The organism is Erysipelothrix amsterdamensis (assembly GCF_940143175.1).
GTDB classification, from domain to species: domain Bacteria; phylum Bacillota_I; class Bacilli_A; order Erysipelotrichales; family Erysipelotrichaceae; genus Erysipelothrix; species Erysipelothrix amsterdamensis.
Genome location: NZ_OW659496.1, coordinates 1,767,776 through 1,785,490, shown reverse-complemented (window position 1 = coordinate 1,785,490; position 17,715 = coordinate 1,767,776). Strand labels below are relative to the sequence as shown.

Genomic DNA, 17,715 nt, shown 5'->3' with positions numbered 1-17,715 from the left:
TTTATGAAATATTCAATGCTTGCAAGCGGTTCTAAAGGGAACTGTTGTCTTGTGGAATCGCATGGGGTTCGAATTATGATTGATTGTGGAACCACAAAGCGTTATCTCAAACAGAGTTTTGAATCACTAGAACTAACATTTGATGATGTGGATTGTGTTTTGATTACACATGATCATAGTGATCATACCAGTCAATTGAAACATTTTTCTCACCATCAAATCTACTGTCCTTCAGAGGTTATGTTTAACCATACAAAGGTTGAACCGTATATACCCTTTCACGTTGGACCGTTTATAATCACGGCAGTGAAAACATCTCACGACGCGGATGATTCAGTAGGATATATTGTAGATGACGGAAGTCGTAAACTTGTATATATTACCGATACGGGTTACATTCGTGAACAGGATTTTGAATTGATCAGAGATGCCGATTATTACATCCTGGAAAGTAATCATGATCCTGAATTATTAATGCAAACCAATCGTCCCTACGCCATTAAGCGTCGGATATTATCGGATACAGGTCACTTGTCTAATGAAGAAGCAGGTGTTCTGTTATCAAAAGTTGTTTCGGAAAAAACAAAGGAAATTTTACTAGCCCATCTTAGTTCGGAAGCTAATGATGAATATTTAGCCCTATCAACCGTACGTGAATTGGTTGATAATGAGGGGATTGAATTCAATGTCGCTAAACAATTTGAAATTGTAATTGGAGGATATCAAATATGAAAAAAGATCAAGGTTTTAAAAACACATTTATTGGAATTTTAGTTATTTTACTTGCGTGGAACGGATTTCTTACCTATCAAGTCTACGAGCTAAACAATCGTCCTACAGTCACAGAAAAGACCGAAGATGGAAAGACTGTTGAAAAAGTCGTAACCGAGTTTGAGTCAGATCCAACGAAAGTTGTTGAAAACGTTAGGGATCAAGTTGTCAGTGTATTAAATGTACAAGGTGGACAATTGGCTGGAAGCGGATCAGGAGTTGTGTACAAAAATGAAGGTGGTAAGATTCACATTATCACCAATAATCACGTAACTGAAAAAGGTGAACAATTTTATGTTCAATTCTCAAATGGTGAAAAAGTCGAAGCGAAACTATTGGGTGCAGATCCATTTACCGATTTAGCCCTTCTTCAAGTAGAAACTGATTCTGATGTGAAACCAATGAAACTTGGGGATTCTTCTGTTGTTAAGGTGGGGGAATTTGTTCTCGCTATCGGAAGTCCAGTAGATTTAGAATTCGCAAACTCCGTAACATTTGGAGTTATTTCTGGAAAAGATCGTAAAGTCCCAGTTGACTTAAATGGAGACCGCAATCCAGATTGGGATATGGTTGTAATGCAAACAGATGCTGCAATTAACCCGGGAAATAGTGGTGGAGCACTAGTAAATATGAATGGGGAATTGATTGGAATTAACTCCATGAAACTCTCTTCGGCTCAAGTTGAAGGGATGGGATTCTCAATTCCTGTCAATGAAGTTGTACCAATTATTAAACAAATCGAAGAAACTGGAAAAGTTTCGTATCCTGTTATTGGAATTTCGGGTGTTTCCGTTTCTGAAATGAACCCTTTCTTAAAGAATTACTATAAAGTTCCCTCAGACGTGAATGCGGGAGTCTTTATTGCTGAGTTAACACAAAATGGCCCAGCACGTAAAGCAGACATTAAAGAGGGAGACATTTTAACCCATATTAATGGTAAAGCCATTTCAAGTTACCGTGAGTTTAGACGTGAACTTTATGCACATAAAGTAGGCGATACTGTTAAACTTACGATAAATCGTAATGGAGAAATTCACGAGGTAGAGGTAACATTGCAGTGATAAAAATTATCGCAATTGGAAAAATTAAAGAAAAACCAATGCAAGCACTGATTCAAGAATATGAGAAACGTCTTAAGCCCATACATTCTGTCGAGATGATCGAACTCGTAAATTCTAATAAAACTGATGTTACAAGTATCATTGAAGATGAATGTCAACGAATACTTGAGAAAATCGATGATCGTGACTATGTCGTATTAATGGACTTAAGTGGAAAAGATTTAGATTCCGTTTCGATGAGTGCAAAGATTATGGATCTCATCGATATGGGAAAACCAATCACATTTATTATTGGAGGTTCTCACGGTGTAAACCAAGCAATTAGAGAGCGTTCTAACTATCGTTGGAAGATTTCAAACCTTACTTTTCCACACCAACTCGTCCGCCTTATGTTGTACGAACAAGTGTATCGGTTTTTTATGATTTCAAAAAATCATCCATATCACAAGTAAAAAAAGACTAATCATTGTATTAATCTTTAAAATAGTATAAAATTGAAATGAAAAGTAGGAGGTTATACTTATGAAAGAGATTACAGTAACAGTTATTGATCCTGTTGGATTGCACGCACGTCCTGCAACCGTAGCAGTTAATGCAGCAAGCAAATTCAAGAGCGAAATCAAAATCAGCTACAAAGGTAAAGCTGTAAACATGAAGTCAATCATGGGCGTTATGTCATTAGGAATTCCAACTCAGTCAGAAATCGTTATTTCTGCTGAAGGCGAAGATCAAGATGATGCAATCGCTACAATTGAAGAAGTACTAAAAGCACAAAAAGTAATTGCTTAATTTTATAATTAGAATAAAATAGAAGATGAGAATCTTCTATTTTTTTTATGCAGGAGGGAATTATGTCATTAGATAGATGGAATGAGTTGGCTCGCGATTATTCATGGATTGAGGAAGCAATGCAAACTATGGATGAAAGCACAAAACATGACGCTTTTTATAAGTCATTAGAATTTGGTACTGCAGGTATGCGCGGATTATTAGGAATCGGACCTAACCGCATGAATGTTTATACGGTAGCGAAAGCAAGTGTGGGATTTGCGAAATACTTAGTTGAGACATTTAAAGATCAAGAATTAAAAATAGCGATTGCGTATGACAACCGTCATATGTCTAAAGAATTTGCGGATGTGAGTGCGATGGTGTTATCAACTTACGGGATTAAAAGTTACATCTTTTCACAACCACGTCCAACACCTGAGTTATCATTTGCGGTAAGAACGTTAAACTGTGTTGGTGGAATTGTTATTACAGCAAGTCATAACCCTAAAGAATACAATGGTTATAAAGTATATGATGAAAATGGATGTCAATTGGTAGATCACAAGATTGCTCGAGTGATTTCCCTCATCAATGAAGAACCCGATGAAACTAAAGTGGATATCAATCAGGGGAATCGTTCAATGATTTCTTATATGGAAGCTGATTTTGATGAAACCTATAAAGATGCAATTCATTCAATTCAATTACGTCCAGAGGAAGAAAAAACCCTATCGGTTGTGTTTACATCGCAACATGGAACATCCTATCCACTTGTACCGGATATCTTAACGGATGCAGGATACAATGTTATTCCTGTAATGGAACAAAGTAATTATGATCCTGATTTTAGTAATACAAAAACTCCGAATCCTGAGGAAAAGGCATCCTATGATTTAGCCGTTGAATATGCGGTAAAACAGGATGCAGATCTTGTACTCAGTTGTGATCCGGATGCGGACCGTATGGGTATTGTGGTTAAGCACCACGGTGAGTATGTTTATCTTACAGGAAACCAAGGTGGATCAATACTTCAAGAATATATCTATGCAACGCGAATCGAAAAAGAAACGATGCCAGAAAATCCAATTATGTTTAATACTGTCGTAACTTCCGATTTAGGAGAAAAAATTGCGCAATCTTACGGGGTGAATGTAGAGAAAACATTAACGGGTTTTAAATACATTGGTGATAGCATCGAAAATCACAATAAAGTGGGTGACTTTAATTTTGTCTTTGGTTATGAAGAAAGTTACGGTTATCTTCTCGCAGATTTTGTACGTGATAAAGATGCCTTGCAAGCATGTATGATGGTTGCGGAAGCGGCTAACTATTACAAAAATCATGGCTTAACGCTTGTTGATGTTCTGAACGGGCTTTATGACAGACATGGTGCATATCATGAAACACAAGTAGCAATTACGTTATCAGGACAAGAAGGCTTGAATCGTATTCAGGAAATTCTTTCAACATTTAGAGAATCAACAATCGAAGCATTTGCGGGAATTAAGGTTCTTTACCGTGATGACTATTTAACATCTTCACGTTCAAACGGTGAGATCTTAACATTACCAAAATCAAATGTTATTAAATATAGTCTTGAAGATGGCTCTTGGATTGCAATCCGACCATCTGGGACGGAACCAAAATGTAAATTTTACTATTGCGTTGTGGGGAAAACAATTGAAGAATCACTCTTGAAATTTGAAGCACTAAAAGAAGATATTAATGAAATAGCGCAACTCGACTAAAAATATGTTGTGCTATGTCTTTTTAAGGCGTAAGCGGTACATTGATATATTCGCTGAAATCATGTATCTTATATATGAAAAAGAAGGAGCACATATAAATTATGAATAATATTGAAAACTTAGCAGTTAATGCACTTCGTGTGTTATCTGTAGATGCAGTTCAAAAAGCAAATTCAGGTCATCCTGGAATGCCTTTAGGCGCTGCACCCATGGCATATACTGTGTGGGCAAATCATATGAACTTTAATCCGGCTGATCCTAAATGGATCAACAGAGATCGTTTTGTTCTGTCAGCAGGACATGGATCGGCACTTCTCTACTCACTCTTGCACGTGTTTGGATATAAAGTTTCGAAAGAAGACTTACAAAATTTCCGTCAATTCAATTCGTTAACACCCGGTCATCCAGAATATGGTCATACGGATGGCGTTGAAGCAACAACAGGTCCTTTGGGTGCCGGTTTATCAACTGCAGTTGGTATGGCAATGGCTCAAGAACACCTCGCAGCGAAATATAACAAAGACGGATTCGACGTATTCAACAACTTCACATACGTTATTTCAGGTGATGGTTGTATGATGGAAGGAATTACAAGTGAAGCATCTTCTTTTGCGGGCGCAATGAACTTAGGTCGCTTGATTGTCCTTTATGATTCAAATAACATCACAATCGAAGGAAGTACAGATCTTTCATTCCATGAAGATGTATGTGCACGTTATGAAGCTTATGGTTTCGATACATTTGTGGTTGAAGACGGTAATGATATCGAAGCAATCAACGCTGCAATTACTGAAGCTAAATTAAATCTTGATAAACCTTCATTTATTGAAATCCGAACTAAGATTGGTTTCGGAACACCTAAAGAAGGTTCTGCCTCATCACATGGTGCTCCAATCGGTGAGGAAGGAATCAAAACATTTAAAGAACTTGTAAATTACCCAAGCCTGGAACCATTCTATGTTCCCAAAGAAGTGTACGAACACTTTGGTGCTATTGCAGCTGAAGGTGCGAAAGCACAAGATGCATGGAATGCAATGATGGATTCATATAAAAATGCTTATCCAGAATTAGCACAACAGTTAGAACAAGACTTCACAGACATTACTGTAGAAGAACTAACAAAGAATAAATCATTATTTGAATTTGAAGACAAACCAATGGCAACACGTAATGTTTCCGGTATGATGATAAATCGTCTTAAAGATCAATATTCAAATATTTTTGGAGGATCAGCGGATTTAGCCCCTTCTAATATGACCCATATGAATGAGGAAGATTCATTCTCATCACAAAATTTTGCAGGCCGTAATATTCATTTTGGAATTCGTGAACATGCAATGGCTGCGATGGGTAATGGTATTGTACTTTACGGTGGACTTAAAGCATATGTCGCAACATTCTTTGTGTTCTCTGATTTCTTAAAACCAATGGCTCGTTTAAGTTCACTGATGAACTTACCACTAACTTACGTTTTAACTCACGATAGTATTGGTGTTGGGGAAGATGGACCTACACATGAACCGGTTGAACAACTTACTATGTTACGTTCATTACCGAACTTCTATACATTCCGACCAGCGGATGCTATCGAAACTGCATATGGGTGGGTTTTAGCTCTTACATCTAAAACAACACCTGTTGGGCTGATTCTTTCACGTCAAAACTTACCACAACTTGAAATGACAGGTGCGGATGCACTTAAAGGTGGTTACGTTGTGAAGGACGCTGAAAAGATCGATGCGATTATCATGGCATCAGGATCTGAAGTTTCATTAGCAATTGAAGCTGCTGAGTCTTTGGAGAAAGAAAACATAGGTGTTCGTGTTGTTTCGATGCCATGTATTGAACTTTTTGAAGAACAAAGCAAAGAATATCAAGAATCTGTGCTTCCATCAGCAGTGCGCGCGCGTGTTGCCGTAGAAGCAGGTTCATCTCTCAGTTGGGGTAAACTTATCGGTCTTGATGGCGCTTATGTAACCTTGGATCACTTTGGTGGTTCTGCACCAGCACCGAAACTCTTTGAAGCATTCGGATTTACAGTGGATAATGTATCTGAAACGGTAAAATCAATACTTAAATAAATTTATAAGATGTGGGCAGCGCTCACATCTTTTTTTTCTTAAAGAGGCGTGCGACGTATAAAAAAATAGGTATAATAGATATAAAGAGAAGAGGTGTACGTAGATGATACGTTATATGGAAATTCCTGAAATAGATCAAGTTATGGAGATTTGGTTAAAATGTAATTTAGAGGTTCATTCATTTGTGGATGCTGCGTTTTGGAACGATAATTATGATAGTGTGAAAGAGATGATGGAGCATGCGAATATCTATGTCTCTGTAGAAGACGGTGTCATTGAGGGATTTGCGGGAGTGATGGAAGGATATTATCTTGCGGGAATTTTTGTTTCTAACGATTCGCGAAATAAGGGCATTGGTAAAGAACTTCTTGATTATATAAAAACACGTTATGATGAACTCACACTTAATGTTTATGATCAAAATACAAGAGCACAAAGTTTTTATAAACGTGAGGGATTTGTTGTTGTGGAGACGCATAATGATGGCCCAACAGAACATACGATGGTTTGGCCGGAAGTCCTATAATCTTCCTCAAAAATGACGCTTGACTTAGACCAGTGTAAGATGTAAAATATATAAGCCTGTAAAAAGGCTTTTGTAATGTGGGAGAGTGATGCAACCATTCATTTAACCACAGCACAGACAAACACACATAAGGAGGAATGTCTCGTGAGTAAAAAAGTTGCAAGAGTAGTTAAACTACAATTCCCTGCCGGTGGCGCTAAACCAGGACCTGCATTAGCTGGTGTTGGTATTAACATGCCTCAATTCTGTACTGCGTTCAATGATCAAAGTAGAGATCGTGCAGGAGACGTCGTACCTGTAGAAATTACAGTATTCGATGACAAATCATTCGATTTTGTCTTAAAAACAACACCTGCTGCTATCTTATTAAAGAGAGCTGCTGGAGTTAAGAGTGGATCAGCAACACCAAATTCAAACATTGTTGCTACGATCTCAGCAGATCAATTACGTGAAATTGCTGAATATAAAATGCCCGATTTAAATGCAAATAGCATCGAAGGTGCTATGAACATCGTTGCTGGTACAGCACGTAATATGGGTATTGCTATTGAAGGAATGGAGGACTAGAGTATAATGGCTAAAAAATCAAAAAACGTCGTTAAAGCTAATGAATTAGTGGATCGCTCAAAAGTTTACTCAATTTCTGAAGCAATCAAATTAGCAAAAGAAGCAAGTTTCGCAAAATTCGATGAAACATTCGAAGTTTCATACCGTTTAAATGTTGATCCTCGTCATGCTGATCAACAAATCCGTGGTGCAATGGTATTACCTAATGGAACAGGACGTTCACAAAAGGTATTGGTTGTAACTCAAGGCGCTAAGGAACAAGAAGCAAAAGATGCAGGAGCAGATTTTGTTGGTGGTAAAGAAATTCTTGAAGAAATCCAAAAAGGATGGTTCGAGTTTGACATTATCGTTGCTACACCAGATATGATGGGTGAGCTTGGTAAACTTGGTCGTGTATTAGGACCTAAAGGTTTAATGCCAAACCCTAAAACTGGAACAGTAACTATGGACATCACTAAAGCTGTTGAAGAAATCAAAAAAGGTAAAATCGAATACCGTGTTGATAAAGAATCAAACGTTAACACAATTATCGGTAAATCATCATTTACAGATGAAGCATTAGAAGAAAACTTTAACGCATTACATGACGTAATTCTTAAATCACGTCCAGCTGCTGTTAAGGGTGCTTTTATTAAAAACCTTACAATCTCAACATCAATGGGTCCTGGAATCAAAGTTTCAATCGACTAATTTATGTTAAATTAAACAAACCGGTCTCTGACCGGTTTTTCTATATCAATAAGGAGTAATTATGGACTTAAAATTTAAGAAAGAATACTGTGTAGTCGTTACAGTGCTTATTAAATATAAAGAAAAGTACTTGTTTGATCGAAACCTTCAGCCAATTCAAGGTGTGTTACAGTATAAAGAGCGAATTGAAGATTGTGCACAACGATTGGTTAAGGAATCATATAATCAAGACATTTCGAATCTTGAGTTTATGGGCATTGGTGAATCATTTGGACGAGATTATGATCATGCACATAACTTTGTATTAATCGCTGAAGTAGATGATCTCAGTGATGAAACATCCTATACGCTTGTTGAAGAAGGCAATTACCCAGATGAGTGGCTCCCTTTTATTAAAGCAGAGGATTTTGATTTTTATGAGTATCGTAATGTAGAGCCAAATTCATTAACTTCCAAGGATATGAGTTATACGATTATGGAGGGGCATGAATTGACGTTTAGAGTTAGTGCTTTAATACGTTCTGATAAAGGTATTCTTTTCGATGATGCACATAACCTAGTGGGCGGACGTCAAATGTTGAACGAAACAATTTACCAAGCCTTGGAACGCGAAGTTAAAGAAGAGACTGGTTATGATATCGATGATTCTTATTTTATTGGGATTGCGGAAGATATTGTAGAACTTCCAGAGTTTCATAAAACAGTCCATTATGTGAATCTGGTTTTTGAAGTGTCAGGTGACTTTTCAGAACCTGCTGCGTCCTCGGTCTTATGGATTACGGAAGATGAAATTGAAGACATTAATATGGGGATGGTTGAAGTTAAACAAATCATCCAGAGCATGTAAAAAGACAGCTGGTATGAACTGCTCCCTGTCAAGTAGACAGGTGAAATAAATAAAATATCCAAGATGATTTATCACTTTATGATGAATCATCTTTTTTATGCTACAAGTGACTGCATTTGTTTTTCTCTAATGTTTGACCAGTAAGCTTCAATCTTCTTGTTAGTTGGAATCGCGTAGACTACAGGTGTCTCTGTTCCTAGCGCTTCAGTTCGAACCATCATTGGTGTTTTGTTTTTGAAGCGTTTCTGAAGTCTCTTGTTGTTATAAAAATCAATATACACTTCAATTGCTTTCTTCAATTCGCTTCTTGTACTGAATTCATTAGGGTAGTACATTTCTGATTTGATTGTTCCCCAAAATCCTTCCATAGGACCATTATCAATACAATGTCCCACTCTAGACATACTTTGCATCACTCCTTGATCTTCTAGCTGTTTCCTAAATGCCCTACTTGTGTATTGGAATCCGCGGTCACTGTGAAATAAAGGTTTTGCCTCTGGATATCTCGCGATAGCTTTATGATAAGTATCAAACACAAGTTGATTATTGTTCCGATCACTTATTTGATACGCCACAACACTTAAATCATAAAGATCAATAATCGCACTGAGATATAGTTTCTTACTTGAACCTTTAATCTTAAATTCTGTGACGTCTGTCAGCCATTTTTCATTCGGTTTTGCGGCAAAGAAATTTCGATTTAAAATATTTTCAGCTGTGATTTCAGGAGTGCTTCGTGAATATTTTTTAGACTTTTGACGAATCACTGATTTCACCCCTAGCATCTTCATGAGTCTATGAATCCTCTTCGAGTTATATTGAACGCTATTCAACTCATTGATCCAATCCGTCATGCGTCGATAGCCTAAGATATGTCCAAATAGTTCATCATAATCAAGAATGAGATTGCAAAGCTCATGATTTTCAATTTCATTGCTTGTTTCAACACGATGCGTCCATTTATAATAACTACTTCTTGCGATTTTAAGTACCTTACACATCCACTGAATACTCCAGCCATGTTTATGATGTAGTTCCTGCACTGCGAGATACTTTACTTCTTGTTTTGCTTTGGAGAATATCGCCCCCTTTCGATTTCCTTCACTTTTTTTAATAGAATGTTCTCGCGTTCTTTCAGTTCGAGTTGTCTTTCAAGTAGTTTTACTTTACGTTCTAAACGTTCTTCATTACTAAGTTGATCTTCTTGTTTTCGCTTGCCACGTTTATCAAGAAGACCATCATCTCCCAATTCGTTATACTTTTTCACCCACTGATAAACCTGAGCATAAGAAAGTTCATAGCGCTCAGCAGTCCCCTTATAATCGTAGTCATGTTCAATACAATATGCGACAATTTCCTGACGCTCCTCAATTGTTGTTTTTCTACCTTTTGTCATATAGACTTCTCCTTTAGGATCGTAATCCTTTATAGTTTCAAGTCTATTATACTTTTTTATCCATCCGCGCAAAACCTCATGGGAACTTATACCATATTTAATACTAATATCTTTAAGAGAACCTGCGCCTTCAAGATAATCCCTAATTGCGGATTCCTTGAGCTCTTTCGAATAACTTTTGTTTCGATCTTTATCTGAAAAAACTTCAATACCATAAGTTTGATACTTTTTCACCCAACTACGTAATGTACTAGAATCAATAGATAATTCTTCAGCTATTTCTGGTGCACCTTTTATGCCATTCAAATATTCATTAATTGCTTGTTCTTTTATTTCGGCTGGATATTTATTCTTTCTCCCCATAGAAAAAGCTCCTCCTTTTTTGTAGTGCCCGATTTTATTTATTTCGGGTGTCTACTTTAAGGGGAGCTTATCAGTATTTATAAGCTGTCTTTTTTTTGTTTATAAGCAATGACGCAGTGTTTCGCGTATAACCGCTTTTATATCCTGTTCAGGTTTAAATTTAAGCGTGGACATGGTTTCATTTGGGTCGAGATAGAGATCTTCTTCTTGCATTTTTTGTGATATCTCAACATGGATTCCATGTTCTTTTCCTTCAGATGCAGCATGTTGGTCTGCCGCGACATATCGATCGCGCATGGACTCGTAATCTACAACCTGTATTTTTGTATCTTGGTTTAATGTCTCAACGATCATTTGGAAAAATTCTTCGTATTTAAGGTTCGAATCGCAGATTGCGTATGTTGAACGATGGATTCCGTTTTCAAGAGCCCCTATTGCGGCTTCTGCGACCTGTGTAGCGGTAATTACCGCAGTTCCGCCTTTGTGTATAGGGTATACTGGTTGATCGCGCACCATGTCTACAAACATCTTCCAAAGAGGTGTTCGCCCAGGCATAGTTCCGAAAATATAGGGGAGTCTAAGACTTGTGACACGCATGGCACCTTCACCTTCCGCAAAGGCAATTTGCTCTTGAAGTAAACGTGTACCAGGATAGCTCTGGTTTTTTAAATTATATTGCGGAAGGCGTTCTGCGAATTCAGAAAAGTAAGATCCAAATAACACAAATCGTTCCACACCCGCTTCAACTGCAAGTCGTGCAATTCGTTGTGTGGGAAGAACATTTGCTTGATAGAATGCACGATAAGACGGTGCATCCGGTAACCATCGTTCATCAGCACCTATTGCATAAATAAATCCATCAATATCATAAAGCATATCTACAATTTCGGAGTCGCTCATTTGATTGATATCTCCCAATTGATTCTCCACATGTTCTGGAAATAGATTTTCAGAAGGCATTGGAGGTAGAGACATTGTCTTGACTTGGTAACCCCTTTTTAGAAGTTCGCAAACTGTATGATAACCAAGAAATCCAGTGCCACCGAGAACAAATACTTTTTTCATAAACATAACCCTCGCTTTCAAATACAGTGTAGCATTTCGTTTGGATATGTTTGAAAAAGTATGATGAAATGTAGTATAAAAAAAGAAAGTCTTAACTTTCTTTTCGAGTAAATATATAGGATTTGTCTGTGGATAAGGTTCTATTGAATGTGTAACCATCAAACGAAATGTTTTTAATGTCATTGAATGTTTGAATACGATTTTGAATGAGGTATGAGACCATTTTTCCACGAGCAATCTTAACATAGGTCGATTTGGTTTTATAGGAATCGCCACTTTGTTCTTTAAAATCTAAGGTAATCATCGGCACACTTAAAGTGTTCACATCGATCATTGAACTATACTCGCTTGAGGCTAGGTTCACAATGGGCTGATTTAACTCATTAAGGTAATCCGTGATCGGCTGTTTCCATATTTGATACAGATCTATGTTAAGTTTCATCAGGAAATCGAGGCGATAGCGTCCAACCGCAGAAGAACACTTAGAGAGTCCGTAGAGTGCGGAGAAAATGTAGAGACGTTTTTGAGCCTCTAGATAATCATCGTGTGACCAAAGTTCTCGATTCATGTTTTTGAAAGAAGAACCTTGATAGGATAAAATCGCAGGTGTCGTTTCTGAAAAGTTTTGATAGTTGTGGTAAACGGTATCCGCAATTTTATCGGAAACACGCATTGATTTTTTAATCTCATCACGCGTAAATGCTTGAAGTGAAGCAAGAAGCTCTGACTTTATTTCTGGAAAAAGAGAATTCTCAAGGTTATCTTGAGAATTCTCTTTTTGTGTTTTAGTTGGTGATACGAGAATAATCATTATTTTAATGTCTCATACATCTCTTCATGAAAGCCAACAAATACACCGTGATCGCCAATTAACATAGGTCTTCGGACTAAACGACCTGTTGTTGAGAGTAATTCAAGTGCTTCGTCATCACTCATTTCCGGAAGTTTATCCTTCAACTTCATTTCGCGATAAACGATACCGGATGTATTAAAGAATCGTTTGATGGGTAAGCCACTAATTTGGAGCCATTCTTTTAATTCTGCTTTCGTTGGATTCTCAAGCATCATGTCGCGATAAACAACATCGATGTTGTTTTCTTCTAAATATTTTACGGCACGTTTACATGTAGAACATTTAGGATAGTAGATAAATAATGGTTTCATAAGAACCTCCCTTTAAATATATGTTAATGATAACATATTATTTTAAAGGAATACGTTTTAAAATTGTGGATGCAATTGAAAAGTCGATAAGACTGTGGATAAAACCACCGACACCAACCGCCAAAAAGACAATTGTAAAGTAAGAACCAGAAGTTGGGGTTTGAGTAAAAAAGAATGGGGTAACGGCGAGACATTCAACGGTTGCATGAATGAAACCAATAATAATATTAAAACTGATGCATTTTCTTCGATGCTTGATAAGGTCTGGATTTTTTTGTATATAAAGTGATCCTAGTAATGCAAACACACAGTGTGAGAAAGCACGGACCGCAACGATAAATGGCGTAGAGATTAAAAAACCTACTCCTGTCCCCAAAGCTACAGCAAGTGCAACAGCAGGTGATATAAACATTGAAACGAATAATGGAACATGACTTGCGAGTGTATAGGATGCCGGCGGTATGATGATTTTAGGCATAAACATAGGTATAGTAATTCCGAGTGCGATGAGTAGAGCAGTGATACTAAGATTACGAACAGATTTCATGAGATCCTCCAAAGTGTCTTGACACCTAGAGGTATTGTAGTGGTAAAAGAAAAAGGTGTCAAGACACCTTAGTTACTTTCATAGAGAAATTCATGTTGTTTTAAATCAATCATGAGTTCGGGGTAGTGCTCTTTAGAAATTGCAATGCGATGAAGGTGGATACCATTTGTAAGTGAAGCGAGAAGTTCAGGTTTTTGGTTCATAAAAAGTGTAATATCTTCATAAGTTCGAATATCCAATTGACCGGTAAGGGAACCATAGACGGGATGTTCAACGGTGACATCCAAAACATGTGCGTGGTGTTTAATGAAAATTTCTAATTCTTTTTGTGTATCGTAATGACTGTGTTGCATCGCAAGTGTATAGATTTTCATGTTCTCATCAATGCGATTTATAAGATATCCTTTACCTGTCGCAATAATGTCGTGTCCTTGTGCCCTTAAAAGTGCAATATCCCCGACAATTATTTGTCGTGATACATTAAATGTCTTTGCGAATTGATTTGCGCTAATTGCATGTTCCGAATCGAACAATTTTGTAATAATCTGTGTGCGTCGTACATCACCATGCATATAAAATCACCTCTTTTTACTTATTGTAACGAATGAAACTCTAAATTGAAAGAGCAAGCTTGCATACGAAGCTTTATTGACAGGTTATGATCACAATGATAGGCTTAGAGTACAAAAGACAAAGGCGGTTTATCATGAAAATATTACTCTATCAAAAGGGCGAAAAGGCATTTAGTAAATCGGGAATTGGACGTGCAATGAAGCATCAAGTACGTGCTTTGTCGGAAGCTCATGTTGACTTTACAACAAATATCCAAGACAACTATGATTTGGTTCATATTAATACTGTGGATTTTGGAGCGCGTAAGTTTGCACGTAAGGCACGTAGAATGGGAAAAAAAGTTGTTTATCACGCGCATTCTACTGAAGAAGACTTCCGTAATTCATTTATGTTTTCAAATCAGCTCGCTCCGCTTTTTAAAAAGCATATCGTTTCAAGTTATAAGTTAGGGGATTATATTCTCACTCCAACTCCTTATTCTAAACGCATTCTTAAGGGGTATGGCATTACAATTCCAATTGAAGATATTTCAAATGGAATTGACTTGAGTCGCTTTGAATATTCAGATGATAAAGTTCAAGCATTTAGAGATTATTTTAAGATTGAAGAAGGAAAACAAGTAGTCGTTTCTGTAGGACTCTATTTTGAGCGAAAAGGACTGCCTGATTTTATGGAAGTTGCTCGAAATATGCCAGAGGTTACGTTTATATGGTTTGGCCATACTCCTCTTGCAAGTGTTACGCAAAAAATTCGTGATGCGATTAAAAATAAGCCGGATAATGTAATGCTTCCAGGTTATATTTCAGGAGATATTATCGAAGGGGCATACATGTGCGCAAATATGTTCTTTTTCCCATCATATGAAGAGACTGAGGGCATTGTGGTATTAGAGGCTCTTGCTGCACGTTGTCAAACGCTGGTTCGAAATATTGGTGTATACGATCCATGGCTTGTGGATGGGGAGAACTGTTATAAGGGCGAGACGAATGATGATTTTATCCGAATTATTAGAGGTTGTCTCGATCAACAGTTACCTGCCACAACAGCGGAAGGATACCATGTCGCGAAAGCACGTAGTATCGGTGCTATTGGAGAACAATTAAAACGTATCTATTCAAATGTTCTGGAGAAGAAGTAGGAAATCTTTTCGTAAAATCAAACTTATGATATGATGACAATAATGAGGTGAACCTATGAAACGTCTAAGTTCTGTTTTAGTTTTATTGCTTATTTTAACAGGGTGTACAAAGACTCCAGAAGAACCTGAAGTCATTAAACCACCGGTGAATACCTATGAAACCATTGCATTTAAATTAGGAGGCAAAGATTATCAACTTCCTGTATCTTATCAAACCTTATTTGAAGATGGATGGGAACCAACTACAGATATTGATACGATAACGCTCGCTTCCAATAGTTATACAGATGGTTATGCTTTACGTAAAGACCGTAATATTATTTGGATTGCATTTTTTAATGCGGCAGAAGAGGAAAAACTTTTAGAAGAAACTCTGGTTGCATCTATCAGTGCAGAAAATCGAGAGTCCTACTACGATGATCCGGTTGATATTGTTGTACATGAAGGTATTACATTTGAAACACCTAAAGAACAAATTATTGAACAATTAGGTGAATTTAAGGAAGATGAGAATGCCCGATTTAAAAACATCACCTTCGAACATAATAAAAAAGCAAAAAGCACTTTCAAATTCGATGTCGATTCAGGACGCATGGAATATATTGAGATCACTAATTATCGAAAACCGATTCAGTAAAATAGATACAATTTCGTATCTATTTTTTTTGTTTTATTCTTGTCAGGAAAACTTCATAAGCGTATGATAATTATGAAAAGTTGGGAGTTGTTGATTTGGAAAGAAAAAAAGATATTTTAAATTATTTTGATAAAACACGTCTGGAATTTATTGGAAAAGGAATTGTGGTCGGTGTATTTTCTGGACTTATCGTAAGTTTGTTTCGGTATTTGATAGAGGAATTATTAGGTTATGTGAAACTGGCCTATGCGCTGTTACGCATTCATCCACAGTGGATATTTGTTTGGGTGTTCGCATCAATTGTGCTTGCGATTGGAATTGGTTTTATTATTAAAAAAGACCCAATGATTAAAGGGAGCGGTATTCCGCAAATTGAAGGTCAGATGTTAGGGGTCATGCATATGAATTGGCTCTCTATTATTTTAAGAAAAGGTATCGCCGGGGTCTTGTCAATTGGTTCAGGGCTTTTTTTAGGACGAGAAGGACCTTCGATTCAATTAGGAGCTGCAGTAGGACAAGGCGTTAATCAGGGCTTCAAGGGAAACACGATGTCTGAAAAGGTTCTAGTTTCAAGTGGTGCGGGAGCGGGTCTTGCGGCTGCGTTCAATGCTCCTGTCGCGGGACTTCTCTTTGTTTTGGAAGAGGTTCATCATAATTTTTCACCATTAGTGCTTTTAACAACCCTTGCTGCAACAACAACTGCAAATTTTATTTCGCTTTATTTCTTTGGGCTGAGTCCAATATTATCTTTTGGTTATTTGCAGACGTTTGAGTTAAAGCATTATGGATTTATAATTGTATTAGGTTTGATTTTAGGTGTTGCGGGATTTATTTACCAAAAAATAGTGCTTTGGATTCCTACTGTTTACAATAAAATAAAAAAAGTACCAGCACATTTCTATGGCGTCATCCCTTTTGTTCTTGTTATTCCAATTGGGTTCTTTTATCCACACTTAATTGGTGGTGGTAGTGATATTATTCATATACTTGTGGAAAATCCATTCGGACTTTCTGTGCTAGTTTCAATTTTTGTTCTAAGATTTATTTTCTCAATGGTCTCATATGGTTCTGGTCTTCCTGGAGGAATATTTTTACCAATTCTTTCACTTGGGGCACTGTTAGGTGCCATTTACGGTTCTTTTTTGATTTCAAAGTTTGGCTTAGATCCCACATTTCTGAAGTCATTTATCGTGATTGCCATGGCAGGTTACTTTACAGCAATCGGAAAAGCACCACTTACTGCAATTGTGTTGATTACAGAAATGGTTGGTAATTTTGACCAACTAATGCCGATTGCGGTGGTATCTTTGGTTGCCTATGTTGTTTCTGATTTATGTGGCGGTGAACCTGTATATGAAGCAATGTTAGAACGACTTGCGGGGGAACGTGCACCCAACATTACCGGTGAAAAAGAGATTATCGAGGTATGTGTTCATGTGGAAAGTGCACTGGATGGGTGTATGGTACGTGACGTCTTTTGGCCAAAGTCATGTTTGTTAGCCGGGCTTGGGCGTGGAGAACATGAATTGATTCCACACGGAGATACGGTTATTCTTGCGGGAGATACGTTGAAAATTTTAACGGATTTGAGTTCTAGTGCAGAAGTACGGAAGAAACTTTTAGAGCAAGTTTCAACAAAAAAACCAGCTTAGGACTGGTTTTTTTGTATACATATTTAGTAATACGAATTAAGAACTAAAAATATTCTCAAACCCGTTGACAAAATACGAGAATGCGATATGATATTAGCACTTAAGGTATAAGAGTGCT

At 37.2% G+C, this 17,715-nt stretch carries 20 protein-coding genes; 13 read left to right on the top strand and 7 right to left on the bottom strand.

Features of this window, described 5'->3' with window-relative positions:
• The first annotated feature begins 3 nt into the window (after positions 1-3).
• The 10 genes from NMG63_RS08535 (at position 4) to NMG63_RS08490 (ending at position 9,062) form a co-directional block, all read left to right on the top strand.
• Entirely contained in the window at positions 4-732 is a 729-nt protein-coding gene (locus tag NMG63_RS08535) for an MBL fold metallo-hydrolase (RefSeq protein WP_254006968.1), read from the top strand.
• The gene (locus NMG63_RS08530; RefSeq protein ID WP_254006967.1) at positions 729-1,832 is read left to right on the top strand and encodes a S1C family serine protease; all 1,104 of its coding nucleotides are present in this window, start codon (positions 729-731) and stop codon (positions 1,830-1,832) included. The genes NMG63_RS08535 and NMG63_RS08530 overlap by 4 nt, the downstream gene beginning before the upstream one ends.
• Entirely contained in the window at positions 1,829-2,284 is a 456-nt protein-coding gene (locus NMG63_RS08525) for a 23S rRNA (pseudouridine(1915)-N(3))-methyltransferase RlmH (protein WP_254006966.1), read from the top strand. The genes NMG63_RS08530 and NMG63_RS08525 overlap by 4 nt, the downstream gene beginning before the upstream one ends.
• A gap of 70 nt (positions 2,285-2,354) precedes the next feature.
• A complete protein-coding gene (locus NMG63_RS08520) occupies positions 2,355-2,621 on the top strand; it encodes a phosphocarrier protein HPr (RefSeq protein ID WP_003774368.1) in 267 nt (88 codons plus the stop codon).
• Positions 2,622-2,683: 62 nt separating this feature from the next.
• Positions 2,684-4,351, top strand: a complete 1,668-nt coding sequence (locus tag NMG63_RS08515) for a phospho-sugar mutase (RefSeq protein ID WP_254006965.1) — start codon at positions 2,684-2,686, stop codon at positions 4,349-4,351.
• Positions 4,352-4,452: 101 nt separating this feature from the next.
• A complete protein-coding gene (gene tkt / locus NMG63_RS08510) occupies positions 4,453-6,432 on the top strand; it encodes a transketolase (RefSeq protein WP_254006964.1) in 1,980 nt (659 codons plus the stop codon).
• A gap of 103 nt (positions 6,433-6,535) precedes the next feature.
• Positions 6,536-6,958, top strand: coding sequence for a GNAT family N-acetyltransferase (locus tag NMG63_RS08505; RefSeq protein WP_254006963.1), 423 nt, complete (start codon positions 6,536-6,538; stop codon positions 6,956-6,958).
• A gap of 144 nt (positions 6,959-7,102) precedes the next feature.
• Positions 7,103-7,525, top strand: a complete 423-nt coding sequence (rplK, locus tag NMG63_RS08500; protein WP_013853423.1) for a 50S ribosomal protein L11 — start codon at positions 7,103-7,105, stop codon at positions 7,523-7,525.
• Between the two features lie 6 nt (positions 7,526-7,531).
• Positions 7,532-8,215 (top strand): 50S ribosomal protein L1, encoded by a 684-nt coding sequence (gene rplA / locus NMG63_RS08495; RefSeq protein ID WP_003774385.1) that lies wholly within the window; start codon positions 7,532-7,534, stop codon positions 8,213-8,215.
• 61 nt (positions 8,216-8,276) lie between these two features.
• Positions 8,277-9,062 carry an NUDIX domain-containing protein gene (locus NMG63_RS08490; protein WP_254006962.1) on the top strand — a complete coding sequence of 262 codons (786 nt, stop codon included), beginning with the start codon at positions 8,277-8,279 and terminating at the stop codon, positions 9,060-9,062.
• A gap of 95 nt (positions 9,063-9,157) precedes the next feature.
• Here NMG63_RS08490 and NMG63_RS08485 read toward each other — a convergent pair whose 3' ends face one another.
• The 7 genes from NMG63_RS08485 to NMG63_RS08455 form a co-directional block, all read right to left on the bottom strand.
• Complete coding sequence (locus NMG63_RS08485) at positions 9,158-10,144, bottom strand: IS3 family transposase (RefSeq protein ID WP_254007443.1); 987 nt, start codon at positions 10,142-10,144, stop codon at positions 9,158-9,160.
• A complete protein-coding gene (locus NMG63_RS08480; protein ID WP_254006375.1) occupies positions 10,117-10,821 on the bottom strand; it encodes a helix-turn-helix domain-containing protein in 705 nt (234 codons plus the stop codon). Before NMG63_RS08480 ends, NMG63_RS08485 begins: the two co-directional genes overlap by 28 nt.
• A gap of 99 nt (positions 10,822-10,920) precedes the next feature.
• On the bottom strand, positions 10,921-11,886 hold the full coding sequence (locus tag NMG63_RS08475) for an NAD-dependent epimerase/dehydratase family protein (protein ID WP_254006961.1): 966 nt from the start codon (positions 11,884-11,886) through the stop codon (positions 10,921-10,923).
• A gap of 91 nt (positions 11,887-11,977) precedes the next feature.
• The gene (locus NMG63_RS08470) at positions 11,978-12,697 is read right to left on the bottom strand and encodes a YaaA family protein (protein WP_254006960.1); all 720 of its coding nucleotides are present in this window, start codon (positions 12,695-12,697) and stop codon (positions 11,978-11,980) included.
• Positions 12,697-13,050, bottom strand: a complete 354-nt coding sequence (locus tag NMG63_RS08465; protein WP_003774392.1) for an arsenate reductase family protein — start codon at positions 13,048-13,050, stop codon at positions 12,697-12,699. Before NMG63_RS08465 ends, NMG63_RS08470 begins: the two co-directional genes overlap by 1 nt.
• A 37-nt stretch (positions 13,051-13,087) precedes the next feature.
• The gene (locus tag NMG63_RS08460; RefSeq protein WP_254006959.1) at positions 13,088-13,597 is read right to left on the bottom strand and encodes a hypothetical protein; all 510 of its coding nucleotides are present in this window, start codon (positions 13,595-13,597) and stop codon (positions 13,088-13,090) included.
• Positions 13,598-13,665: 68 nt separating this feature from the next.
• Entirely contained in the window at positions 13,666-14,169 is a 504-nt protein-coding gene (locus NMG63_RS08455; RefSeq protein WP_254006958.1) for a transcription repressor NadR, read from the bottom strand.
• Between the two features lie 134 nt (positions 14,170-14,303).
• On the opposite strand from NMG63_RS08455, the gene NMG63_RS08450 reads away from it, so the two are divergent.
• The 3 genes from NMG63_RS08450 to NMG63_RS08440 all read left to right on the top strand — a co-directional run bounded on the left by NMG63_RS08450 (position 14,304) and on the right by NMG63_RS08440 (position 17,597).
• Positions 14,304-15,308, top strand: a complete 1,005-nt coding sequence (locus NMG63_RS08450; RefSeq protein ID WP_254006957.1) for an LTA glycolipid anchor biosynthesis glycosyltransferase, IagA/BgsA family — start codon at positions 14,304-14,306, stop codon at positions 15,306-15,308.
• Between the two features lie 55 nt (positions 15,309-15,363).
• Positions 15,364-15,945 (top strand): hypothetical protein, encoded by a 582-nt coding sequence (locus NMG63_RS08445; protein ID WP_254006956.1) that lies wholly within the window; start codon positions 15,364-15,366, stop codon positions 15,943-15,945.
• Positions 15,946-16,040: 95 nt separating this feature from the next.
• Entirely contained in the window at positions 16,041-17,597 is a 1,557-nt protein-coding gene (locus NMG63_RS08440; protein WP_254006955.1) for a ClC family H(+)/Cl(-) exchange transporter, read from the top strand.
• The last annotated feature ends 118 nt before the right edge of the window (positions 17,598-17,715 follow it).